This is a genomic window from Streptococcus cristatus (genome assembly GCF_003943505.1).
Classification (GTDB): domain Bacteria; phylum Bacillota; class Bacilli; order Lactobacillales; family Streptococcaceae; genus Streptococcus; species Streptococcus cristatus_E.
Genome location: NZ_RJPS01000001.1, coordinates 287,092 through 308,578, shown reverse-complemented (window position 1 = coordinate 308,578; position 21,487 = coordinate 287,092). Strand labels below are relative to the sequence as shown.

The 21,487-nt window shown below is 43.5% G+C and carries 24 protein-coding genes, 2 tRNA genes and 1 pseudogene; 22 read left to right on the top strand and 5 right to left on the bottom strand.

Annotated features, from left to right (window positions below):
- Positions 1-85: 85 nt before the first annotated feature.
- Both D8792_RS01655 and D8792_RS01650 read right to left on the bottom strand, forming a co-directional pair.
- Positions 86-158 (bottom strand) — tRNA-Lys (locus D8792_RS01655).
- A gap of 62 nt (positions 159-220) precedes the next feature.
- A complete protein-coding gene (locus tag D8792_RS01650) occupies positions 221-736 on the bottom strand; it encodes a DUF308 domain-containing protein (protein ID WP_000672740.1) in 516 nt (171 codons plus the stop codon).
- Positions 737-874: 138 nt separating this feature from the next.
- Here D8792_RS01650 and D8792_RS01645 point away from each other — a divergent pair.
- A pseudogene (locus D8792_RS01645) lies at positions 875-1,549 on the top strand (site-specific integrase); the annotation flags it as partial.
- Between the two features lie 88 nt (positions 1,550-1,637).
- Here D8792_RS01645 and D8792_RS01640 read toward each other — a convergent pair.
- Positions 1,638-1,710, bottom strand: a tRNA-Lys gene (locus tag D8792_RS01640).
- 265 nt (positions 1,711-1,975) lie between these two features.
- Positions 1,976-3,244: a replication-associated recombination protein A gene (locus D8792_RS01630; protein ID WP_125372617.1), complete on the bottom strand. Its 1,269-nt coding sequence runs from the start codon at positions 3,242-3,244 to the stop codon at positions 1,976-1,978.
- Between the two features lie 87 nt (positions 3,245-3,331).
- Between D8792_RS01630 and D8792_RS01625 the strand changes: the two genes are divergently transcribed.
- The 14 genes from D8792_RS01625 (at position 3,332) to D8792_RS01555 (ending at position 13,728) form a co-directional block, all read left to right on the top strand.
- Positions 3,332-3,802, top strand: a complete 471-nt coding sequence (locus D8792_RS01625; RefSeq protein WP_125372616.1) for a DUF3013 family protein — start codon at positions 3,332-3,334, stop codon at positions 3,800-3,802.
- A 9-nt stretch (positions 3,803-3,811) separates the two neighbouring features.
- Complete coding sequence (locus D8792_RS01620) at positions 3,812-4,264, top strand: NUDIX hydrolase (RefSeq protein WP_125372615.1); 453 nt, start codon at positions 3,812-3,814, stop codon at positions 4,262-4,264.
- On the top strand, positions 4,261-4,731 hold the full coding sequence (locus D8792_RS01615) for a GNAT family N-acetyltransferase (RefSeq protein WP_125372614.1): 471 nt from the start codon (positions 4,261-4,263) through the stop codon (positions 4,729-4,731). Before D8792_RS01620 ends, D8792_RS01615 begins: the two co-directional genes overlap by 4 nt.
- 143 nt (positions 4,732-4,874) lie before the next feature.
- Positions 4,875-5,828 (top strand): 50S ribosomal protein L11 methyltransferase, encoded by a 954-nt coding sequence (prmA, locus tag D8792_RS01610; protein ID WP_312023811.1) that lies wholly within the window; start codon positions 4,875-4,877, stop codon positions 5,826-5,828.
- Positions 5,829-6,572: a 16S rRNA (uracil(1498)-N(3))-methyltransferase gene (locus D8792_RS01605; RefSeq protein WP_062004364.1), complete on the top strand. Its 744-nt coding sequence runs from the start codon at positions 5,829-5,831 to the stop codon at positions 6,570-6,572.
- A 169-nt stretch (positions 6,573-6,741) separates the two neighbouring features.
- Entirely contained in the window at positions 6,742-7,431 is a 690-nt protein-coding gene (locus D8792_RS01600; RefSeq protein WP_062004366.1) for a gamma-glutamyl-gamma-aminobutyrate hydrolase family protein, read from the top strand.
- Positions 7,432-7,699: 268 nt separating this feature from the next.
- Positions 7,700-8,149, top strand: a complete 450-nt coding sequence (locus D8792_RS01595; protein ID WP_125372612.1) for an 8-oxo-dGTP diphosphatase — start codon at positions 7,700-7,702, stop codon at positions 8,147-8,149.
- Positions 8,150-8,234: 85 nt separating this feature from the next.
- Positions 8,235-8,678 carry a dUTP diphosphatase gene (locus D8792_RS01585; RefSeq protein ID WP_125372611.1) on the top strand — a complete coding sequence of 148 codons (444 nt, stop codon included), beginning with the start codon at positions 8,235-8,237 and terminating at the stop codon, positions 8,676-8,678.
- Position 8,679: 1 nt separating this feature from the next.
- Positions 8,680-9,195 carry a histidine phosphatase family protein gene (locus D8792_RS01580; RefSeq protein WP_185758379.1) on the top strand — a complete coding sequence of 172 codons (516 nt, stop codon included), beginning with the start codon at positions 8,680-8,682 and terminating at the stop codon, positions 9,193-9,195.
- Positions 9,196-9,205: 10 nt separating this feature from the next.
- The gene (gene radA / locus D8792_RS01575) at positions 9,206-10,573 is read left to right on the top strand and encodes a DNA repair protein RadA (protein WP_125372609.1); all 1,368 of its coding nucleotides are present in this window, start codon (positions 9,206-9,208) and stop codon (positions 10,571-10,573) included.
- Positions 10,574-10,646: 73 nt separating this feature from the next.
- Entirely contained in the window at positions 10,647-11,342 is a 696-nt protein-coding gene (locus tag D8792_RS01570; protein ID WP_005591607.1) for a TIGR00266 family protein, read from the top strand.
- Between the two features lie 167 nt (positions 11,343-11,509).
- Positions 11,510-12,004 (top strand): beta-class carbonic anhydrase, encoded by a 495-nt coding sequence (locus D8792_RS01565; RefSeq protein ID WP_125372608.1) that lies wholly within the window; start codon positions 11,510-11,512, stop codon positions 12,002-12,004.
- A 102-nt stretch (positions 12,005-12,106) separates the two neighbouring features.
- A complete protein-coding gene (locus D8792_RS01560; protein WP_125372607.1) occupies positions 12,107-12,973 on the top strand; it encodes an ABC transporter permease in 867 nt (288 codons plus the stop codon).
- On the top strand, positions 12,970-13,728 hold the full coding sequence (locus D8792_RS01555; protein WP_125372606.1) for an ABC transporter ATP-binding protein: 759 nt from the start codon (positions 12,970-12,972) through the stop codon (positions 13,726-13,728). Before D8792_RS01560 ends, D8792_RS01555 begins: the two co-directional genes overlap by 4 nt.
- Positions 13,729-13,894: 166 nt before the next feature.
- On the opposite strand, the gene D8792_RS01550 is transcribed toward D8792_RS01555, so the two are convergent.
- Positions 13,895-15,376, bottom strand: a complete 1,482-nt coding sequence (locus D8792_RS01550) for an AcpB/EbpR/MafR family transcriptional regulator (protein WP_125372605.1) — start codon at positions 15,374-15,376, stop codon at positions 13,895-13,897.
- Between the two features lie 280 nt (positions 15,377-15,656).
- Here D8792_RS01550 and D8792_RS01545 point away from each other — a divergent pair, with 280 nt between their 5' ends.
- From D8792_RS01545 to D8792_RS01515, 7 genes are all read left to right on the top strand, one after another.
- Complete coding sequence (locus tag D8792_RS01545) at positions 15,657-15,896, top strand: GlsB/YeaQ/YmgE family stress response membrane protein (RefSeq protein ID WP_015605856.1); 240 nt, start codon at positions 15,657-15,659, stop codon at positions 15,894-15,896.
- Positions 15,897-15,941: 45 nt separating this feature from the next.
- Positions 15,942-16,508 carry an alkaline shock response membrane anchor protein AmaP gene (amaP, locus tag D8792_RS01540; protein WP_125372604.1) on the top strand — a complete coding sequence of 189 codons (567 nt, stop codon included), beginning with the start codon at positions 15,942-15,944 and terminating at the stop codon, positions 16,506-16,508.
- A gap of 12 nt (positions 16,509-16,520) precedes the next feature.
- Positions 16,521-16,694: a DUF2273 domain-containing protein gene (locus tag D8792_RS01535; protein ID WP_005591614.1), complete on the top strand. Its 174-nt coding sequence runs from the start codon at positions 16,521-16,523 to the stop codon at positions 16,692-16,694.
- A 13-nt stretch (positions 16,695-16,707) separates the two neighbouring features.
- Complete coding sequence (locus tag D8792_RS01530) at positions 16,708-17,307, top strand: Asp23/Gls24 family envelope stress response protein (protein WP_005591615.1); 600 nt, start codon at positions 16,708-16,710, stop codon at positions 17,305-17,307.
- A gap of 34 nt (positions 17,308-17,341) precedes the next feature.
- Positions 17,342-17,548, top strand: coding sequence for a CsbD family protein (locus tag D8792_RS01525; RefSeq protein ID WP_005591616.1), 207 nt, complete (start codon positions 17,342-17,344; stop codon positions 17,546-17,548).
- Between the two features lie 770 nt (positions 17,549-18,318).
- Positions 18,319-19,356 (top strand): alcohol dehydrogenase catalytic domain-containing protein, encoded by a 1,038-nt coding sequence (locus D8792_RS01520; RefSeq protein ID WP_125372603.1) that lies wholly within the window; start codon positions 18,319-18,321, stop codon positions 19,354-19,356.
- A gap of 239 nt (positions 19,357-19,595) precedes the next feature.
- Positions 19,596-21,299 carry an alpha-L-fucosidase gene (locus tag D8792_RS01515; RefSeq protein WP_125372602.1) on the top strand — a complete coding sequence of 568 codons (1,704 nt, stop codon included), beginning with the start codon at positions 19,596-19,598 and terminating at the stop codon, positions 21,297-21,299.
- Positions 21,300-21,487 lie beyond the last annotated feature (188 nt).

Sequence of the window (21,487 nt, the reverse complement as noted above, 5' to 3'; positions counted from 1 at the left end):
TTTATTTTTAAATACTTTTCTACAAAAAGCTATTAGACGTTAAAAAAAGCCTTGGTTTCAAGGCTTATTTCTGTTGATTTAGATGTGCCCCCTGCAGGGCTCGAACCTGCGCCCCATAGCTTAAGAGTCTACTGCTCTACCAACTGAGCTAAGGAGGCAACAGAAAAAGCTGAGAATGTAACTTCCCAGCTATTTTAATATGCCCAAAATGGCAGCTAGATTATTTACGAAAGGCATCAAGGATATAGGTGAAACCAACAATTAAAAATGCAAAGGCAACGACATAAACGACAAAGACACTTGTAGCTACTGGATTGAACAAAATCACTAGACCTAGTAAAAATGCAAGCAACGCTATCCACATGATATGGTTGCCAATAATAGGGAAAATCAATCCCAGACGATTGCCTTTAAAGAAAACTATAATGGCTTCTACAATTAACCAAATTCCTAAAATAGTTGGAATGACAACTGGCAGCGTCACAAAGCCATAGGCAACGAGGTAAAGAGCTAAGAGAAGATTAACAATCCCTTGGAAAAGATGAGCTGGTGAGCGAAGCTCTTTTGGTACAGAGAAATAGCCTAAAATAGCTGCTATAGAAGAAACCAGTAAACCAAATGCAATCCACCAGCTGTAAGCAACAAGATTAGCTACTGGGTTTGTAAATAGGAAAAGTCCTAAAAGGACAAAAACAACTCCTGCAAGGAATAGCAGTAAACGATTAGAAAATTTCATTTCAATACCCTCTATATAGTATAGTATAGTTTGCTAATAAAACTATTGTACTTATTTTTATAGAAAATGTCAATAAAATAAATAAACAATTTGGAAGTTTCAGTCTGACTTACAAAAAGAAAATCGCCCTCATACAGCAAATTATTTTCATCCAAAGAACAACAGATGACAGAAGAGAAATATTTACATACAGAAAAGGACTATCTGGATTTACTTTTAGCAGTAAAGAGAAAATTTGATTACCAACGTTCAATTGTTCCTTATATCCTCTATTTTTTGTTAAAAACAGGTATGAGATTTGGAGAGTTAGTAGCATTAACTTGGAATGAGGTTGATTTTGACAGAGGATTGTTAAAAACGTACAGGAGGTATAATACACTATCCCATAAGTTTGTTCCACCAAAAAATAAAACGTCTATTCGGATAGTCCCAATAGACGAGGAATGTATCAAAATTTTGCGCCTTTTACAAACGGAGCAAGAAAGAGCAAACATGGAGTTAGGAATCAAAAATCGATATCGGATGATCTTTCAACATTTTGGATATATTCATTCAGTTCCAGATATTGCAAGTGTCAATAAAGCTTTGAGTGTTCTCTTAAATGAGTTGAACATTTATCCAATTATCACGACAAAAGGAGCACGCCACACCTATGGAAGCTACCTCTGGCACAAAGGATTTGACCTTGGAGTTATTGCAAAAATTTTAGGGCATAGAGATATTTCGATGTTAGTAGAAGTGTATGGATACACTTTAGAAGAGAAAATTTTTGAAGAATTTAATCAAATAAGAGATGTTTGGAAAGATTGCTAATAAAAAATGTGGGGCAAATGATGGGGCAGAATGATTTCAGAGCAAGTAAAAAAGCCTACAGAATAGGCTTTCTTAGTCATACTTTCTATGCCCCCTGCAGGGCTCGAACCTGCGACCCATAGATTAAGAGTCTACTGCTCTACCAACTGAGCTAAGGAGGCAAGAGAAAAAGCTGTATTGGTGCCGGACCTTCACGATTTGTATTGAACCCGCGCAATTAAGCAGGTGGGCAACTCGCTCTAACTGAAGCTGCTTCCGCGTGACACGGCTTGCACGCTGTTAGAAGTCTTTTGTTTCCCTAATAATACAAAAAATAGTCGGTCAACACTTAAGTGTGAAGTCGTACACCACAGCGTTTCTATAATTATAATACCATAAATTTTGAAAAATTCAAGAGAAAAATGTGATTTTTTGCAAACGATGCCATCATTTTTTTAAGTCATCAATCTTATTCTTGGTCATTCCAAGGGCTCGCTCGTATTTGCCATTTTCATTGGGAGTGAAATAATTGGCATCCCTTATCTTGTCAGGAAGATAGTCTTGCTTGACCCAATTGCCAGGATAGGAGTGAGGGTAGAGATAGTCCTGTGCGTTGCCCAATTCCTTGCTGCCGGCATAGTGGCCGTCGCGTAAGTGGCGGGGAATGGGTAAGTTTCCATTCTTCCGTAGGTCAGCTAGGGCCTTGTCCATGGCCACATAGGCTGAGTTGGACTTGGGCGACAGAGCCAGATCAATAACAATATTGGCAATAAGGATACGAGCTTCAGGAAAGCCGATCCGCTGAGCTGCTTCTAGAGCTGTAACGGTATGGACTTGGGCGTCAGGATTTGCCAGACCAATATCCTCGTAAGCGATAACGGTCAAGCGTCGAGCTAGGCTAGGCAGGTCTCCTGCCTCAATGAGCCGAGCTGCGTAGTGGAGGCTGGCATTGACATCAGAGCCACGGATGGACTTCTGCAGGGCAGAGAGGACATCGTAATGGCCGTCTCCGTCCTTATCCATGGTGATGTAGCTCTTTTGCAGGCTGTTTTCCATGACATCAAGAGTAATGTGGCGGATGCCCTTGTCATTTTCTGGGGTAGAAAGCACCGCTAAATCCAGCGAGTTATAGGCGGAGCGCAAATCTCCATTGGTAGAGATAGCAATGAAGTCCAGAGCTTCATCATCTAGCTCCACTGGGAAATCAAATCCTCGTTCCTTATCCGTCAAGGCTAGCTGGATGGCTGTCCGAATGTCGTCGTTGCTGAGGGGCTCAAGCTCAAATATCTGGACCCGGCTTCGAATAGCAGGGGTGACAGAAAAGAAAGGATTTTCTGTCGTCGCCCCAATCATAATAACCAGCCCACTTTCTAATAGTGGCAGCAGGAAATCTTGCTTGGTCTTGTCCAGACGGTGAATCTCGTCTAGCAGGAGCACCAGTCCGCCGGAAAATTTCGCTTCTTCAGCGATCTCTTGCAGGCGTTTCTTGCTATCTACGGTGGCGTTAAAGGTCCGAAAGGCAAACTTGGTTGTGCCGGCAATAGCCGAGGCGATGGAGGTTTTGCCGATGCCGGGTGGTCCATATAGAATCATCGAGGACAGGCGGTTGGCTTCAACCATGCGGCGGATGATTTTCCCGGGTCCGACCAGATGTTGCTGGCCGATGATCTGATCAATGCTGGTTGGCCGCATGCGCAGGGCGAGGTTTTCTGGCATAAGATTTCCTTTCTGCAAGTGTTTTTCTTGGCTTTTTGTGTTACTATTATAGATAGTAATATTTTATCACAATGAAAAGAGGAAATCATGGCTAAGTACGGTTTTTTAGAGATATTGGACGAGGAAATGGGGAAGAGCTTTCCTTTTGACTATGAGATAAACTGGGACAAGAAGAATCACGCAGTGGAAGTGGCCTTCCTCCTTGAGGTGCAAAATCCCGGCGGTATTGAGACGGTTGATGCTGAGGGTAATGCCTCGGCAGAGGATATTTACTTTGAGGAAGCTGTGCTTTTCTATAATCCGGTCAAGTCTCGTTTTGAGGCCGAGGACTATCTGGCTGCCCTGCCCTATGAGCCGAAGAAGGGGCTGTCAAGGGAGTTTCTGGCTTATTTCGTGGATTTCCTAACCCAAACGGCTGAGTCTGGCCTTGATGCGCTCATGGACTTTTTAGCAGATCCAGAGGCAGCAGAGTTTGAGATGGCTTGGAATGCTGAGGCTTTTGAAAATGGCAGAGCTGACTTGGCTGAGACAGACTTTTATCCTTATCCGAGGTATTAGGAGGCGCTGATGGCGGATGCAGAAGGACTAGATTTGCTGCACAAACAGATGGAATTTTCTGGTTGCAAGATTGCCTTGCTCTGTGATGATAAGCTGTTGACTATCTTGCGAGACGATATTTCAACCATTCCTTGGCCCAATATGTGGGAGTTGCCGGGCGGTGGCCGAGAGGGTGAGGAGACGCCTTTTGAATGCGTCCAACGAGAGGTTTTTGAAGAGCTTGGTTTGAAGCTTGAAGAAGTGGATATTGTCTGGGCTAAGGAATATCAAGGGATGCTTGATCCAGACAAAACCTCTATTTTTATGGTGGGAACCATCACTCAGGAAGATTTTGCCAGTATTGCCTTTGGCGATGAGGGTCAGGCTTATCAGATGATGGATGTGAGCCAGTTCTTATCAGATGAAAAGGTTATTCCGCAGCTGCAGAGCAGGTTGAGAGATTATTTGGAGGTGCGAGCATGATTTATATTGAGCAGGCGGGAGCTGAAGATTTAGAGACTATTATCGATATTCAGCGAGCGAGTTTTAAGGCTGTTTATGAGAAATATCAAGATCAATACGACCCCTATCTAGAGGAACGTGAGCGGATTCGATGGAAGCTAGTCGAGCGGCCCAATAGTTTTTATTATTTTGTCAAAGAGGCCGAGAAGATTCTGGGCTTTATTCGCTTGAATACAAATGATGAACAGACAGCAGGCTGGATTGGGACAGTGGCGATTTTGCCTGAGTACCAGAATAAAGGATATGGCTCTGAGGGGCTTAGTCTGATTGAGGAGAAATTCTCCACCATTACGCAATGGGATTTGTGTACGGTTTTCCAAGATAAAGGCATGGTCGCTTTTTATGAGAAAAACGGCTATCATCAGACCCATATTGAGCCCGAAAAAGAAGGCATGGATATGGTTTACATGACGAAGACAATAAAATAAACAAAGAAAGGATTGTTCAGTTAAATTTCTAAACTGAACCCGCCCTAAACACTGTGGCAAAAAGATAAAGCTCTCTTAGACGCAAGCGTCGTCAGAGAATTTCCTATTTTGGCTTTGTGTTTTACGGGCTTGGTATTTTAATGATGGACACTTGGCAGGAATTAACGATTGAAGTGAAGCGTGAGGCGGAGGAAGCAGCCTCTAATATTCTGATTGAGCTGGGCAGTCAGGGTGTGGCTATCGATGACAGCGCAGATTATCTGGGGCAGGTTGACCAGTATGGTGAGCTTTTTCCAGAAGTTGAGCAGAGCGAGCGGGTCAGGATTACGGGCTACTACCCGGATTCTGTGGATATAGAGGCCATTGCGGCCCAGGCCAATAAGCGCCTGGCTGAGCTGGATGGTTTTGGCTTGGAGACGGGCGATATTCAGCTGACTCGGCAGGAACTGGCTGAGGAAGACTGGGCGGACAACTGGAAGAAATACTTTGAGCCGGCTCGGATTACCCATGACTTGACCATTGTGCCGTCCTGGACGGACTACGAGGCGACAGCTGGTGAGAAGATCATCAAGCTGGACCCTGGCATGGCCTTTGGTACGGGGACCCACCCGACGACCAAGATGAGTCTCTTTGCTCTGGAGCAGGTCCTGCGGGGCGGAGAAACGGTTCTGGATGTAGGCACAGGCAGTGGTGTCCTCTCCATTGCTAGTTCTCTCTTGGGCGCCAAGGACATCTACGCTTATGATTTAGACGAGGTGGCGGTGCGTGTGGCGCAGGAAAATATTGAGCTTAACCCTGGTATGGAGAACATCCATGTAGCACCGGGTGATCTTCTCCGAGGGGTAGAAATCAAGGCGGATGTCATTGTTGCCAATATTTTGGCCGATATTCTCGTCCATCTGACAGAGGATGCCTATCGTTTGGTTAAGGATGAGGGCTATCTGATTATGAGTGGAATCATTTCTGAGAAGTGGGAAATGGTGCGCGAGTCAGCAGAAGCAGCAGGATTTTTCCTAGAAACACATATGATTCAGGGCGAATGGAATGCCTGTGTCTTTAAGAAAACGCAGGACATTTCAGGCGTGATAGGTGGTTAGATGCAGCAGTATTTTATAAAAGGAATTCCTCAGTCTCCTCTGGTGGTCACGGATAAGGACACGTCCAAGCACATGTTTTCAGTCATGCGGCTTAAAGAGGGCGACCAAGTCACACTGGTCTTTGATGATGGTGTGAAACGGCTGGCTCAGGTGTTGGATCCCAGCCAGCAGAGTTTGGAAATTTTGGAGGAGCTGGCAGACAATACCGAGTTGCCGGTTCAAGTGACCATTGCTTCAGGCTTTCCCAAGGGTGATAAGTTAGAGTTTATCACCCAAAAGGCAACGGAGCTGGGAGCCAATGCTATCTGGGCCTTTCCAGCGGACTGGTCGGTGGCCAAGTGGGATGGCAAAAAGCTAGCCAAAAAGAGCGAAAAGCTAGAGAAAATTGCTCAGGGAGCAGCGGAGCAGAGCAAGCGCAATCTGATTCCTGAGGTTCGGCTCTTTGATAAAAAGGCAGATTTTCTGGTGGCCTTGGCAGACTTTGACCGCATCATCGTGGCTTATGAAGAATCGGCAAAAACAGGAGAATCTGCAGCTCTGGTCCGAGCTCTGTCGGGCTTAGCAGCCGGCGCAAAAGTGCTCTTTATCTTTGGACCAGAGGGCGGTCTCTCACCAGATGAAATAGCAGCTTTTGGCCAAGCAGGGGCTGTCTCCGCTGGTCTAGGTCCACGTATCCTGCGGGCTGAAACTGCCCCGCTTTATGCCTTGGCCGCAGTCAGTGTTATGCTTGAATTAGAAAAATGAAATCAGCGGACTTCTGCTGATTTTTTCTTGTCTGTCGCTACTAGATTCCTTTTTGTGGAAAACTGTTCTTGACATAAAAAATTTTTATGGCCAGCTTTAAAAAATACTATTGGACGGCTAAGAGGTGGAATGGTAAGATATTCTATATCAAGTTAAGGAGGGATCATCTATGTGCAGAACAATTGTTGGAGTGTCGGCTAATCTTTGTCCAGTGGATCAGGCGGGCAAAAACATTCATTCATCTGTATCTTGCAAATTTGCCGAAAGCATCAAGCTGGTCGGCGGTCTGCCCATGGTGATTCCTGTTGGGGATAAAAGTCTGGTCAAGGACTATATAGAAACCATTGATAAGCTCATTCTATCAGGCGGTCAAAATGTTCATCCACAGTTTTATGGAGAGGAAAAGGCCATCGATAGCGATGATTACAATCTGCCTCGGGATGAGTTTGAGCTGGCACTCTTAAAGGAAGCTATTCGTCAGGATAAGCCGGTCTTGGCCATCTGCCGCGGTCTACAGCTGGTCAATGTTGCTTTTGGTGGCACGCTCAATCAGCAGATTGACAATCACTGGCAGGGGCAGCCATTTGGTACTTCGCACTCTATTCGCACAGAGAAAGGCAGCGTCGTGGAGCGTTTATTTGGTCAAGCCAGCCAGATTAATTCTGTCCATCGCCAAAGCATCAAGGACTTGGCACCTAATTTCCGAGCAACTGCCTTTGACCCAAGGGACAATACCATCGAAGCGATCGAGGCTGTGGATGGCAGTCGTATCATCGGCCTTCAGTGGCATCCAGAGTTTTTGATCAACGAAGAAAAGGGCAATTTAGAGCTATTTCAATATCTTTTGCAAGAATTATAAAATCTGAAATTATTTTTAGCTAATTTTAAGATAAGCTTTATATAATATAACCATCAAATGAAGACCTCCTAACTTTGTTTGATGAAATCCTAAAACTTTTCTTTTTCATAATAATCTCCCTATAAGAACCGCCCAATCGGCGGTTTTTTTTGCTGGAAGGACTGAGAAATCTGGATTTTCATCAATTTGATCGCTTTTATGTTATACTTTTATGTTATAATGAGTCACAGCAGGTCGAGCGAATCGGCCGGTAGATGGAGGAGCAGAGATGTCACGAGCGGAGCGAGTTATTTTAACGAATATGTGTATGGTTTACGATGGGGACCGCATTTTAGTGCAAAATAAAGTAAATGATGATTGGACGGGCCTCTGCTTTCCAGGTGGCCATGTTGAACATCGTGAGTCCTTTGTCAAATCAGTGATACGGGAAATCAAGGAAGAAACGGGTCTGACCATCTATGAGCCTAGCTTGTGTGGTGTCAAGCAGTTTTATACCGAAAAGGATGAACGTTACGTCGTTTTTCTTTACAAGACCAATCGTTTTGAGGGAGAACTGGTCTCATCCGAAGAAGGTGAGGTATTCTGGATTGACCGCAAAGATCTTGACCGCTACTCACTGGCTGTGAGCTTCAAGGAAATGTATCAGGTTTTCACGTCAGATTTGACGGAGCAGTTTACCTATCTAGAGGATGGAAAGGTCGTCAAAGATTTATACTAAGGAGAACCGCTCAATCGGCGGTTTTTTTGCTTGTTTTTTGCGAATTTAGTATAATAGGGACAGCAAAAATAGAAAAGAGAAATGTATGAAAATTCGTGGATTTGAGCTGGTTTCCAGCTTTCCAAATGAAGATTTGCTGCCCAAGAGAGAGACGGCTCACGCAGCTGGTTATGACTTGAAAGTGGCAGAGCGTACCGTCATTGCGCCAGGGGAGATTAAGCTGGTTCCGACTGGTGTCAAGGCCTATATGCAGCCGGGCGAGGTGCTTTATCTTTACGACCGCTCGTCCAATCCTCGTAAAAAAGGCCTGGTCTTGATTAACTCTGTTGGGGTCATCGACGGTGACTACTACGGCAATCCTGGAAATGAAGGGCATATCTTTGCTCAGATGCAGAATATTACAGACCAAGAGGTTGTACTGGAAGTGGGTGACCGCATTGTGCAGGCTGTTTTTGCACCATTCTTGATTGCGGATGGGGATGTAGCCGAGGGTGTGCGGACCGGCGGATTTGGCTCTACTGGGCATTGAGATGAAAGTGGTTTTTGTGCGCCATGGTGAGCCTGATTACCATGAGTTAGAGGAGCGTTCTTATACTGGCTTTGGTCTGGATTTGGCGCCTTTATCTGAGCAGGGAAGACGGCAGGCTCAGGAACTTTGCCAGCATCCTTTACTGCGTTCAGCTGATTTGCTGGTGTCTTCTGCAATGACGCGAGCTTTAGAAACGGCATCTTATGTGGCTTGTGCCACTGGCCTTCCTTTGAGAGTGGAGCCTTTGCTACACGAATGGCAGGTCTATGAACTGGGAATGGAGAATTTTGAAAAAGCTCGAAGCCTGTTTTTAGAAAATGATGGAGTCTTGCTCCCCAGTAGTCCTATTCAGTATGAGACAGCTGAGCAGATGAAGTCTCGTTTTATAGACTGCATGGCAAAGTATCGAGATTACCAGACAGTAGTCCTTGTAGCTCATCGTATGCTCATCCGTCAGTTTGTGCCAGATGAAACCATTGATTTTTGCCAAGTGATTGAATGTGAGATAGAGATATAGAAAGAGGTTTATCATCGCTAAGAAAAAGACGACCTTTGTCTGTCAAAATTGTGAATACCATTCGCCCAAGTACCTAGGCCGCTGTCCCAACTGCGGCTCTTGGTCTTCTTTTGTTGAGGAAGTAGAAGCTGTAGAGGTCAAGCATGCCCGTGTTTCCTTGACAGGCGAAAAGACCCGGCCCATGAAGCTGGCTGAGGTCACTTCGATTGATGTCAACCGGACCAAGACAGAAATGGACGAGTTCAATCGTGTGCTGGGTGGTGGAGTAGTGCCGGGCAGTCTGGTCCTGATTGGCGGAGATCCCGGTATCGGGAAGTCCACTCTGCTTCTGCAAGTATCCACCCAGCTTTCTCATCAGGGCACCGTCCTTTATGTCAGCGGGGAGGAATCAGCTGAGCAGATTAAGCTGCGGGCGGAACGCCTCGGTGATATTGACAGTGAATTTTATCTCTACGCCGAGACCAATATGCAAAATATCCGCACGGAGATTGAGAAAATCAAGCCAGATTTTTTGATTATAGACTCTATACAGACGGTGATGTCGCCGGAAATTTCCAGTGTTCAAGGCTCTGTTTCTCAGGTCCGCGAGGTGACGGCTGAGCTTATGCAGCTGGCTAAGACCAATAATATCGCGACCTTTATCGTTGGTCACATGACCAAGGAAGGAACCTTAGCTGGCCCCCGAACGCTAGAGCACATGGTGGACACAGTGCTTTATTTTGAGGGCGAGCGCCAGCACACTTTCCGTATTTTACGGGCAGTTAAAAATCGCTTTGGCTCAACCAATGAGATCGGCATTTTTGAGATGCAATCTGGCGGGCTAGTCGAGGTGCTCAACCCCAGTGAAGTCTTTCTGGAAGAACGGCTGGACGGTGCGACAGGCTCTTCCATCGTTGTGACCATGGAAGGGACGCGGCCGATTTTGGCGGAGGTGCAGGCTTTGGTGACACCGACCATGTTTGGCAATGCTAAGCGAACCACGACTGGACTGGACTTTAACCGAGCCAGCCTTATCATGGCAGTTCTGGAAAAGAGGGCAGGACTCCTCCTGCAAAATCAGGATGCCTACCTCAAGTCTGCTGGCGGTGTCAAGCTAGATGAGCCGGCTATTGATTTGGCAGTAGCGGTAGCCATTGCTTCCAGCTACAAGGATTTGCCGACCAATCCCCAAGAATGCTTTATCGGTGAAATTGGCCTGACTGGTGAAATACGCCGGGTCAACCGCATCGAGCAACGCATCAACGAAGCGGCAAAATTGGGCTTCACCAAGATTTATGCTCCCAAAAACTCTCTGAATGGCCTCAAGGTGCCAGACAATATCCAAGTCATCGGTGTGACAACGATTGGGGAAGTCTTGAAAAAAGTCTTTGCTGGATGATTTTCTTTGTTTTAGATTGCAAAAATATTTTATTATTGCTATAATTTTCTTAAAAAACAAGGAGGAAACTCTTATGCAATTTTCCATGGATAGCAACATGCAATTTCCACTCGTTGACCTCTACCTCAATCAAGGAGAGACGGTCTTTATCCAGCGTGGCAGTATGGTCTATCACACCCCTAATGTGACCTTGAACACTCAGCTCAATGCCAACGGTTCAGGTTTGGGCCGCTTTGTTAAGGCAGTCGGCCGTTCCATGGTGTCGGGTGAAAGTACCTTCATCACCCAAGCTGTCGCCCAGTCTGATAATGGTTTCCTAGCTTTAGCACCGGAAGTTCCCGGCCAAGTTATTCCTCTCTATCTGGGAGAAAAGCAGTACCGGCTCAATGATGGTGCCTTTCTGGCTCTGGATGGTACGGCTTACTATACGATGGAGCGCCAGTCTGTTGGCAAGGCGATATTTGGCGGTCAAGGTGGCCTCTTCGTCATGACGACTCAAGGTCAGGGTACTCTCTTGGCCAATGCCTACGGATCAATTAGGAAAATTGAACTGAATAATCAAGAAGTAACCATTGACAATGCCCATGTCGTAGCTTGGAGCCAGTCCTTGGATTATAATATCCATCTAGAAAATGGTTTCTGGCAGTCTATTGGAACGGGAGAGGGAGTTGTAAACACCTTCCGAGGCACTGGGGAAATCTATGTTCAAAGTCTCAATCTTCAAAGCTTTGCGGGTTCACTCAGTCGCTATATCGCAAAAGGATCATAAAAAGGTGCGGATGAATTTCCGCACCTTTTTTAGATTTTTCTTCCATTTTTTTATAAAAAACGTACATTTTTACTTGATCTAGATCTGAAAACTGACAAAACACCCAAAAGATGATAAGATGGTAGGAAATGGTTTGACTATCAAATAAATTCTAGTAAGGGGAAAGAATGTCCTATTTTGAAAACTTTATGAAGGCCAATCAAGCCTATGTGGACCTGCATGGAACCTCCTACCTTCCGATTAAGCCCAAGACCAAGGTGGCAATCGTGACCTGCATGGACTCTAGGCTCCATGTGGCTCAGGCGCTGGGCTTGGCGCTGGGAGATGCTCATATCTTGCGCAATGCTGGCGGTCGAGTGACGGAGGACATGATTCGCTCGCTGGTTATTTCGCAGCAGCAGCTGGGTACGCGGGAAATTGTGGTCCTGCACCATACGGATTGTGGCGCACAGACCTTCAAAAATGAAGAATTTGCTGCTTTTCTCAATCAAGAACTGGGCGTTGATGTCAGCGGTCAGGATTTTCTTCCATTTACAGATGTGGAGGAAAGTGTGCGGGAAGATGTGGAGCTTCTCCGCCAATCACCCCTAATCCCGGATGATGTGGAGATCTCAGGAGCGGTGTATGACGTTGCTACAGGGCGAATGACCGTCGTTCAGTAATTAGCTAGGAAAGCCAATTTATCTGTCGGTATTTCGGCATTGAAATTGGCTGCTTTTTTATGTTAAAATAGAATACGATTTTAATTTAGTTAGGACAATAAGATGATTCTTTCCATTATTTCACAAGGTCTGGTCTGGGCCATTTTGGGTCTGGGGATTTTTATGACTTTTCGGATTTTAAATTTTCCAGATATGACGACGGAAGGTTCCTTTCCTCTAGGTGGGGCGGTAGCCGTCACCTTGATTACCAAGGGGGTGAACCCTTTCTTGGCAACGGCGGCTGCGGTGTTGGCGGGATGTCTGGCAGGCTTGGCGACTGGGCTTCTCTATACCAAGGGCAAGATTCCGACCCTGCTGTCAGGAATTTTGGTCATGACCTCTTGCCATTCCATTATGCTTATGATCATGGGGCGGGCTAATCTAGGTCTGCTGGGAACTCAGCAGATTCAGGACTTTTTGCCCTTCTCTGGAGAAATTAACAATCTCCTGACAGGCTTGATTTTTGTCAGTCTGGTCATTGCAGCTCTGCTCTTTTTCCTAGATACCAAGCTGGGACAGGCCTACATCGCGACTGGAGACAATCCAGACATGGCGCGTAGTTTCGGTATCAATACTGGCCGCATGGAATTGATGGGCATGATTTTGTCTAATGGCGTTATTGCCTTGTCTGGTGCTCTAATTGCCCAACAGGAAGGCTATGCTGATGTGTCCCGCGGGATTGGGGTTATCGTTGTCGGCTTGGCGAGTCTGATTATCGGAGAAGTTCTCTTTAAGAGCCTGACCTTAGCTGAGCGCCTGATTACCATTGTAGTTGGTGCTATTGCCTATCAGTTTCTGATTTGGGGTGTCATCGCTCTTGGTTTCAACACCAGCTATCTCCGCCTCTATAGTGCGGTTATCTTAGCGGTCTGCCTCATGATTCCGACCTTGAAAAATACATTCTTTAAAGGAGCTAAGTTAAGCAAATGACAGCGATTGTAGAATTAAAAAATGCCAGCAAGCGGGTCAATAACGGCTTTGATGAAGAAAAGGTCATCCTAAACGATGTGTCGCTGGAGATTCATGAGCATGATTTTATCACGATTTTGGGCGGCAATGGAGCAGGGAAGTCTACTCTTTTTAATGTGATTGCCGGTACGCTCTCTCTGAGCAGTGGTAGCATTTATATTTTGGGCGAAAATGTGACCAACTTTTCACCTGAAAAGAGAGCCAAATATCTGTCGCGGGTCTTTCAAGATCCCAAGATGGGAACGGCTCCTCGGATGACAGTGGCGGAAAACCTGCTGATTGCCAAGTTTCGTGGTGAATCGCGCGGTCTAGTCCCTCGTCGGCTGAATAGCTATCAGCAGGAGTTTCAGGAGACGATTGATAAGATTGGCAATGGTCTGGAAAAACATCTGGATACGCCGATTGAGTTTCTCTCTGGTGGTCAGAGACAGGCTTTGAGTCTGCTCATGGCGACCCTCAAGCGTCCAGAGCTACTTCTTTTGGACGAGCATACAGCAGCGCTGGATCCCAAGACCAGTGTGGCTCTTATGGAGCTAACTGACGACTTTGTCCGCAGAGACCAGCTGACGGCCCTCATGATTACCCACCAAATGGAGGATGCCCTCAAATATGGGAACCGACTGATTGTCATGAAGGAAGGTCAGATCATCCAAGACCTCAAGCAGGAAGAAAAAGCCAAGATGACCATAGCGGACTACTATAGCTTGTTTGAGTAAAGTTGACCAGTTTTTTGTAAGGCTGACAAAGGGAATAAGCGGTGAATAGTATTTAATGGATATAGTTCTGTTTTCCACAGGACTGTATCTTTTTTTAACATTTTCTCAAATAAATCAATAAAAACCGCTAGATTGCGGTTTTTTATCGTATGAAAATGTTCCTCAGTCACTCATCTATTCGAATAAACATCATGGCGTTAAGTAAGGATATTAACTCAACCGTATTAACGTTGTTGGAATAAATCAGCCTCTTGTTCTCAATGGGTGGAATAATAAAATTAGAAATGATGATATCGTAAGGTGATTCTTTTAAAGAATCGATGGATAATTCTAATTTATTCCAAACTTCAAGTTCAAAATTATTACTGCAATAATAAGAAAGTGTCTCTGCTACTGATTTTGCATGATACTGATCAAAATTACTCATGACTAAAACCTTTAATTTAGGCTGATTTTGTAAAAGATTCAGCACTAAATGTTTGCTGTGAGTGATAAAGGTATAGGATAGATGGTTGACTTTCATTGGTGTGCTATGGATATCCAAAGTCTCTAGGTAATGTTCAATCCCTTTTTTAATATCTGAAACAAATTGAGGGAAAATATTTTGAAAGTTCTTGATTGTATTTCCTTTTTGATCAAACAGAATAAACTCTGTAGATAGTTCCTGACGGTGCAGATGTGCTGTATTATGCAAATGCCAAATAAGATTGTCATTATTGTCAATTTTAAGATTATATTTGCTTTCTATCTGAACAATTAAATCACTTAATAATTGATACGAATTTTTTACATAGCTGTCTGTTTTTGCGCAGCTCATAAATAAATTTTCATCAACGAAAAACATTTTTTGAAAATAGGAGACAAATAGTTGACCGATCACTTCTTTATTCAAAGAGATATGATATTCAGAATCAAAGCTCGCTACAATGTCTTCAATTCCTTCTGCTTGCATGAAGGATTCTAACAATTGATTGTTAAAAGAATTTTTCTCAACTTCCAAGAAATGGCCAAACTTGATTCGATATAAATTCGTAACGAGGAGCAATTTTAACATTCGTTGAGTTGCGAAATTGACAGGAAATGCAGTTTCTTTGTAGACCAGTGCTAACAGCTTACACAAAGGTTCTACTGAAAAATCTGTAAAGGGCCATTCAAGAAAATAATATTTTTCCGAAAAATATTGTGCAAAAAAATAACGGATATCAATCTCATCTCCAATGATTCGAGCAGGATTGAGACTAATTTTAAAATTATATTGTTTTTTTATGATTTTGTTAATATGACTGATTATACGATAGAGTGAGGAAGAGCTTATATAAAACTCTTTACAAATATTCTCAGTTTCATATCCTTCGTTAAAGAAGATGAATTCTAAAATTGAAAAATGAGTTGAATGCTTAAAGAAATGATGATAGACCATCTCAATATCACTATCATCAGTATTAATGATACGTATGCCATTAGTGGACGAGTGAAAAATCAATTGAGGAAAAGAGGACTTAACATGGGATAAATCATCTTTTACTGAACGTTCTGTACAATTTAATAGTTCAGCCAGTTCAGAAATATGAAACCAGCGTTTGTTTTTAAATAGTAGTTCTAATAGTTCTAATTGCCTGTGACTCTTTTTAGACAGTAATTCTCGCATTAAAATATTATCTTTCTTTATATAGTGTTTTTATTATCAGGAAATTATACCATATTTTTATACATTTAATCTCGTTTAATAACTCTGAAATATATCTAAAAATGCTTGTAAAAGCCTGTAGAACAAGGAATTCTTATCTTTTTGTATCTATAGTACAGATAAACGGTAAGAAAACCAAGCTGAATTATTATGTTTCCAATTTGGAAAATTATATAATTATATTAATCAAAAAATATTATTAAGACATTTTGATTCAGAAAAATTAGAAAGGAGAATCACTATGTTGTGGTCAATTATTATCGGTGGGCTTATTGGTCTGGTTGCTGGATCAATAACAAAAAAAGGCGGTTCTATGGGAATTGTCGCCAACGTTGTTGCAGGTTTAGTTGGTTCAGCTGTTGGTCAGTCTCTTTTAGGAACTTGGGGACCTAGTTTGGCTGGCATGGCTTTGATTCCTTCTATCATCGGTGCAGTTATTGTAGTTGCAGTTGTATCGTTTTTTGTAGGAAAGAAAGCATAGAATTGCTTTTTGTACAAATATAATTTAATGATGAAAGGATTCAATATGTCAAAATCAAGAAAAATACTTTCCCTTATTTTCTGTATTTTAATCTTGACGATTTTGATTCCTGTTTTACTAGATTTTCATAAAGTTAGCGGTTTAGGCCTCCAGTTATTCACTTGGAAAAAGATTCCTTTTGTAGGATACTATCTATCTAGATATGTTTTCTGGGGGACACTGGTTTTAGCAAGCTTAATATTGTTGCTGATGTTAGTGATAATTTTTTATCCTAAGAGACGTTTGGAAATTCAGTTAGCTGATGCGGATGGTAAACTAATGCTGAAAAATTCAGCGATTGAAGGATTTGTTCGCAGTCTGGTAACAGACCATGGTTTTATCAAAAATCCTACAGTATCCGTAAATAGCTGGAAAAACAAGTGTATAGTTTCTGTTAAAGGAGCAATTGTTCCGTCAGAAAATATCATCAAAAGAAGTCAGTTGATTCAAGAAGAAATTGCTACTGGATTAACAGAATTCTTCGGTCTCAATCATGATGTCAAGCTTGAAATCTCTGTATCAGATTTCAAACCAAAATCGCAGGCTAAAAAAAATACTAGTCGTGTAAAGTAAGGAAGTACCAAAATGGAATGGTTTAAAAAATATCAATATCTAATCCTATCTGGATTAGCGGGCGGTGTTCTAGCCTGCTTTATCCTATCCTTTGGCTTCTTTAAGACACTATTTGTCTTGATTTGCGCTGCCATAGGAGCAGGAATCGGATATTATATACAACAAAAAAATATATTAAATAAATAATAAGGAGTTTCTTATGTCAAATACAAATAAAGATTTTAAAGATGTTGCTAAAAAGGAAGTTGCGCAAGCAACTCATGAAGTAAAAGGTGAATTGACTTACGAAGATAAAGTCATTCAAAAAATCATTGGTCTCTCTTTAGAGAAAGTTTCAGGTTTGCTAGCTGTTGATGGTGGCTTCTTCTCTAATTTAGCAGATAAATTGATTAACACTGATAACGTAACGAATGGTGTTAATGTTGAAGTTGGGAAAGAACAAGTGGCTGTTGACTTGAACGTAGTAGTGGAATATCAAAAGAATGTTCCTGCCTTGTACAAGGAAATTAAAGATGTTGTTGTGGCGGAAGTTTCTAAGATGACTGATTTGGAAGTTGTTGAAGTAAATGTCAATGTTGTTGATATTAAAACGAAAGAACAACATGAAGCTGACTCAGTTAGCCTTCAAGATCGAGTGACAGATGTTGCTGAATCAACAGGCGAATTTGCTTCAGAGCAATTCGAAAAAGCAAAATCTGGTCTTAGCGGTGGTTTTTCAGCCGTTCAAGAAAAAGTTGGTGAAGGTGTAGAAGCTGTTAAAGATGCTGCTTCATCAAGTGAAAAAGCTCGCGTACATTAATTAAAAACAAAAAGAAATAAAGGAGGACATAGTTATGTCAACAGAAGAAAAATTCAACCAAGCTAAAGGCGCTGTCAAAGAAGGTGTTGGGAAAGTAATCGGTGACGAAAAGCTTGAAAAAGAAGGAGCAGCTGAAAAAGTTGTTTCTAAAGTCAAAGAAGTTGCTGAAGATGCAAAAGATGCAGTTGAAGGCGCTATTGAAGGTGTTAAAAACATGCTTCATAAAGACGACGAAAAATAAGTCTAATAGCTGATTTCCTTTTTAAAAAGCCTTATTAACTATAGCAACTTATAGGAATCATCTACAGTCTAAAGGGGATCTTATTGAAAGGTCTCCTTTCCTTTTTATATTTATTCTTTTATGTTAAAATATTTTCAATCTCTATAGTGTAAACGCTTGCAATCTTTTGCTAGGAGGAGTATAATATAAGTGAAGATAGGGAAAGGAAAAACTTAATTTCGCATTCGATTTGCTTTGCTGATATATTTATTTGTAACATATACGTCGTTGCTTTACTGGACTATTGGTTAAATCATTGGGTAGGCCTGCTTAGCCTATCTGATTATGACAGTGGGATAGAAAGTAGAAGCTTTTTAGATGGTTTTCAGACTTCGAGATGTTAACCGATAGTTGCTTTGTGATTAATATTTCTAATGCTAAGATAAAAGAAAATCATTAGCGCTTAAAGGAATTAAAAATTTAATAAATTAAAGAATCAACAATCAATTGTTAGTCAGTTCCGAATAGGATAAACTGATTGCTCCTATATCAGCAAGGTAAGTCAGACCTCTAGCCGAGTCAAGCTAGAGGTCATTTTGATGGATTCAGGCCGTTGTTGGAGGAGTCCGGCTTTACTTAGTGAGGACTAAGAAAGCAGCTTTTAAAAAGCGATGAGGTAGGGCATTAGCGCTTGCTGGAGAAGAAAATGTCCCCACAGCTCTTTTGGCTTTTTTAGTTTATCTACCTGAAAAGTGGTATAATATAGTTAGCAAAACACAAGGAGAAATGCAATGAAATCAGCAGTTTATCTCAAGGCTGGTCAAGTTGGACTAGTAGAAATGGATCATCCGCAAATTCTAGACCCAGATGATGCCATTATCCGCATTGTTCGTACCTGTGTCTGTGGCTCTGACCTGTGGAGTTATCGAAATGAGCAGGTGAAGCCTGGGGGCATGAACAGTGGACACGAGGCAATCGGGATTGTCGAGGAAGTCGGTGATGCAGTAACGACTGTGAAAGCAGGCGATTTTGTCATTGCTCCATTTACCCATGGATGTGGGGATTGTGATGCCTGCCGAGCAGGATATGACGGGACTTGTGACCGGCATATTGGCAATAACTGGTCAGATGGGGTGCAAGCAGAATATATGCGCTTCAAGTATGCCAACTGGGCTTTGGTGAAAATTCCGGGTCAGCCGTCAGATTATTCAGAAGGGATGCTTAAGTCCTTCTTGTCGCTGGCTGATGTCATGCCGACCGGCTACCATGCAGCGCGTGTGGCGGATGTTAAAGCAGGTGACAAGGTAGTCGTCATCGGTGATGGCGCTGTTGGGCAATGCGCTGTTATCGCCGCTAAGATGCGTGGCGCTTCTCAGATTGTTCTCATGAGCCGTCATGAAGACCGGCAAAAGATGGCGATTGAATCAGGAGCAACAGCAGTGGTTGCTGAACGTGGCGAAGAAGGCATTGCAAAGGTGCGCGAAATCCTTGGCGGAGGTGCTGACGCTGCGCTTGAATGTGTCGGAACAGAAGCAGCGGTTGACCAAGCGCTTGGTGTCCTTCACAACGGCGGCCGATTAGGCTTTGTTGGTGTTCCCCACTATAATAATCGTGCCCTTGGTTCCACCTTTGCACAAAACATCACAGTGGCAGGTGGTGCAGCCTCTGTCACAACCTACGACAAGCAAGTCTTGCTGAAAGCAGTCCTTGATGGCGACATCAATCCAGGTCGCGTCTTTACTTCCAGCTATAAACTGGAAGAGATTGACCGAGCCTATAAAGATATGGATGAGCGGAAGACCATTAAGTCCTTGATTGTCTTTGACTAAGGTTTGTCAAGAGTATCATGCTAGGGGATGTTAAAGGTACTCAAAGGAATTTGAAATTCTGAGATATCAGTAAAACGATTTGCAAGGATTAGGTCAGGATTTTCAGTCTTCCACAAATTATAGAAGAAAGAGTGGCTTTTTAGGAAGTCGAAAAGGAGGCGTTGCTAGCGTCTTCTTTTTTTGCTATAGTGGAGCTAGAGAAGAGATTGACTAGGAAGAAATGAGGAATAGCGAGATTTATGAAGAAAATAGAAGAGATTGCGGATTTTAGTCCCTTGCCTTCAGCGGCTCAGCTGGCTTATCATCAAGATGAATTGGCAGCTTTTATCCATTTTGGCATCAATACCTTTTACGAGCAGGAGTGGGGAAATGGTCAAGAAGATCCTCGGCTTTTCAATCCGACTAAACTCGATGCAGACCAGTGGATCAGGGTTCTGAAAGAAACAGGATTTAAACGGGTCATTGTCGTGGTCAAGCATCATGATGGCTTTGTTCTTTATACAAGTCGTTATACAGACTATACGGTGGCTGCCAGTCCGTGGAGAGATGGTAAGGGTGACCTCTTGGCTGAGATTTCACGCTCAGCTAGTCAGTATGATATGGATTTGGGGCTTTATCTGTCGCCTTGGGATGCGCACAGTCCGCTCTATCACGTAGATACTCAAAAAGCCTACAATGAGTACTATCAGCAGCAATTAGAAGAAATATTGAGTAATCCGCTCTATGGCAATAAAGGGAAATTTGTTGAAATCTGGATGGATGGGGCGCGTGGAGAAGGGGCGCAAAAGCTTTCCTATGATTTTGAAGCTTGGTTTGAAACCATTCGTCGCTATCAAAAAGACGCTGTCATTTTCTCAACTGAGGCGACTGAATTGCGTTGGATTGGCAATGAAAGTGGCCGAGCTGGCGATCCCTTGTGGCAGAAGATTCGACCGGAAAAGCTGAGTGAGCAGACACCGCCTATCTATCTTTGCCATGGCGATCCAGACGGTACTCACTATTCTGTCGGAGAAGCAGATGTGTCCCTGCGTTCGGGTTGGTTTTATCATGAAAGTCAGCAACCCAAGTCTTTGACGGATTTGCTGGATATTTATCTGGCTTCGGTGGGGCGGGGGACACCGCTTTTGCTCAATGTGCCTCCGACCAAGGAGGGCTTGTTGGCGGAAGTCGATGTCCAGCGCCTGCAGGAATTTCATCAGGTTATTTCTGGACTCTATGATGAAGACTTGGCTGCGGAGGCCGAAGTCACAAGTAGCAGTGAAAGAGCAGACTATCCAGCAAGCAATCTGACGGACGGCCAAAGAGATAGCTTCTGGGCTCCGAATGCGGAGGAAACTTCCTATGTCTTGGAGATTGACCTAGGTCGCAGTTGCACTTTTAATCTGTTAGAAATCAGAGAACCGATTGCCAAAGGGCAACGGATCGCAGGTTTTATCATAGAGGTGAAGAAAGAGGATGGCTGGACTGTTTTTGCTCGTGGTCAGACGATTGGCTATAAGCGTCTACTTTTGGGTAAAATGGTCGAGGCTCGTTACTTGCGCTTGATTTTGACGGATTTCCAAGCCTTGCCACTGTTGAGTAAGCTGGCCGTGTACAGGACACCAGCGATTATGGAGGAAGAGAAGAGGCCTTCTGGTTTGGTGCTTTCACAAGCAGCGGACACAGTAATTGGGGGCCAATCAAGCCAGATTAGTCTGCGTCGTTTAGACGGGCTGGAGCAGGCGGAGCAGATTCGACTGGTTACGGAGCCTGGCACAGGAACGCACGGAATGGCTTATGAGGACCAAATCTGGGATGTGACCTTTGCTCCGGGCGAGAGCAACAAAGAGTTGACCTTATCAACCTTGGCTTTTACGGGTCAGCAAGAATTGAATTTTTACCTTTGTGCCAGCCGAGAGGATGGTCGTCAAAGCAGACTCAAGATTGAGGTCAAGGGGAGTTAGAATGAGAAAAGAGAGTGGGACAGGAATCGGTAATTGGTTAGAATTCGATTTCGTCGTCCCATCTCCGCACAGTTGAGTAGGGCTGTAAAAGCTGATGAAATCAGCGTAATAGAGCCTACTCAACCACTGCGTCTTGCTCGACAATCCAAAGACAATTGAGGAGGCTGGGACAAAAGTTCGACCTCAAA

What these genes read in the sequence shown, in the direction of transcription:
- D8792_RS01650 (WP_000672740.1), bottom strand. Translation starts at nt 736, where the DNA reads ATGAAATTTTCTAATCGTTTACTGCTATTCCTTGCAGGAGTTGTTTTT.
- D8792_RS01630 (WP_125372617.1), bottom strand. Translation starts at nt 3,244, where the DNA reads ATGCCAGAAAACCTCGCCCTGCGCATGCGGCCAACCAGCATTGATCAG.
- D8792_RS01625 (WP_125372616.1), top strand. Translation starts at nt 3,332, where the DNA reads ATGGCTAAGTACGGTTTTTTAGAGATATTGGACGAGGAAATGGGGAAG.
- D8792_RS01620 (WP_125372615.1), top strand. Translation starts at nt 3,812, where the DNA reads ATGGCGGATGCAGAAGGACTAGATTTGCTGCACAAACAGATGGAATTT.
- D8792_RS01615 (WP_125372614.1), top strand. Translation starts at nt 4,261, where the DNA reads ATGATTTATATTGAGCAGGCGGGAGCTGAAGATTTAGAGACTATTATC.
- prmA (WP_312023811.1), top strand. Translation starts at nt 4,875, where the DNA reads ATGGACACTTGGCAGGAATTAACGATTGAAGTGAAGCGTGAGGCGGAG.
- D8792_RS01605 (WP_062004364.1), top strand. Translation starts at nt 5,829, where the DNA reads ATGCAGCAGTATTTTATAAAAGGAATTCCTCAGTCTCCTCTGGTGGTC.
- D8792_RS01600 (WP_062004366.1), top strand. Translation starts at nt 6,742, where the DNA reads ATGTGCAGAACAATTGTTGGAGTGTCGGCTAATCTTTGTCCAGTGGAT.
- D8792_RS01595 (WP_125372612.1), top strand. Translation starts at nt 7,700, where the DNA reads ATGTCACGAGCGGAGCGAGTTATTTTAACGAATATGTGTATGGTTTAC.
- D8792_RS01585 (WP_125372611.1), top strand. Translation starts at nt 8,235, where the DNA reads ATGAAAATTCGTGGATTTGAGCTGGTTTCCAGCTTTCCAAATGAAGAT.
- D8792_RS01580 (WP_185758379.1), top strand. Translation starts at nt 8,680, where the DNA reads ATGAAAGTGGTTTTTGTGCGCCATGGTGAGCCTGATTACCATGAGTTA.
- D8792_RS01570 (WP_005591607.1), top strand. Translation starts at nt 10,647, where the DNA reads ATGCAATTTTCCATGGATAGCAACATGCAATTTCCACTCGTTGACCTC.
- D8792_RS01565 (WP_125372608.1), top strand. Translation starts at nt 11,510, where the DNA reads ATGTCCTATTTTGAAAACTTTATGAAGGCCAATCAAGCCTATGTGGAC.
- D8792_RS01560 (WP_125372607.1), top strand. Translation starts at nt 12,107, where the DNA reads ATGATTCTTTCCATTATTTCACAAGGTCTGGTCTGGGCCATTTTGGGT.
- D8792_RS01555 (WP_125372606.1), top strand. Translation starts at nt 12,970, where the DNA reads ATGACAGCGATTGTAGAATTAAAAAATGCCAGCAAGCGGGTCAATAAC.
- D8792_RS01550 (WP_125372605.1), bottom strand. Translation starts at nt 15,376, where the DNA reads ATGCGAGAATTACTGTCTAAAAAGAGTCACAGGCAATTAGAACTATTA.
- D8792_RS01545 (WP_015605856.1), top strand. Translation starts at nt 15,657, where the DNA reads ATGTTGTGGTCAATTATTATCGGTGGGCTTATTGGTCTGGTTGCTGGA.
- amaP (WP_125372604.1), top strand. Translation starts at nt 15,942, where the DNA reads ATGTCAAAATCAAGAAAAATACTTTCCCTTATTTTCTGTATTTTAATC.
- D8792_RS01535 (WP_005591614.1), top strand. Translation starts at nt 16,521, where the DNA reads ATGGAATGGTTTAAAAAATATCAATATCTAATCCTATCTGGATTAGCG.
- D8792_RS01530 (WP_005591615.1), top strand. Translation starts at nt 16,708, where the DNA reads ATGTCAAATACAAATAAAGATTTTAAAGATGTTGCTAAAAAGGAAGTT.
- D8792_RS01525 (WP_005591616.1), top strand. Translation starts at nt 17,342, where the DNA reads ATGTCAACAGAAGAAAAATTCAACCAAGCTAAAGGCGCTGTCAAAGAA.
- D8792_RS01520 (WP_125372603.1), top strand. Translation starts at nt 18,319, where the DNA reads ATGAAATCAGCAGTTTATCTCAAGGCTGGTCAAGTTGGACTAGTAGAA.
- D8792_RS01515 (WP_125372602.1), top strand. Translation starts at nt 19,596, where the DNA reads ATGAAGAAAATAGAAGAGATTGCGGATTTTAGTCCCTTGCCTTCAGCG.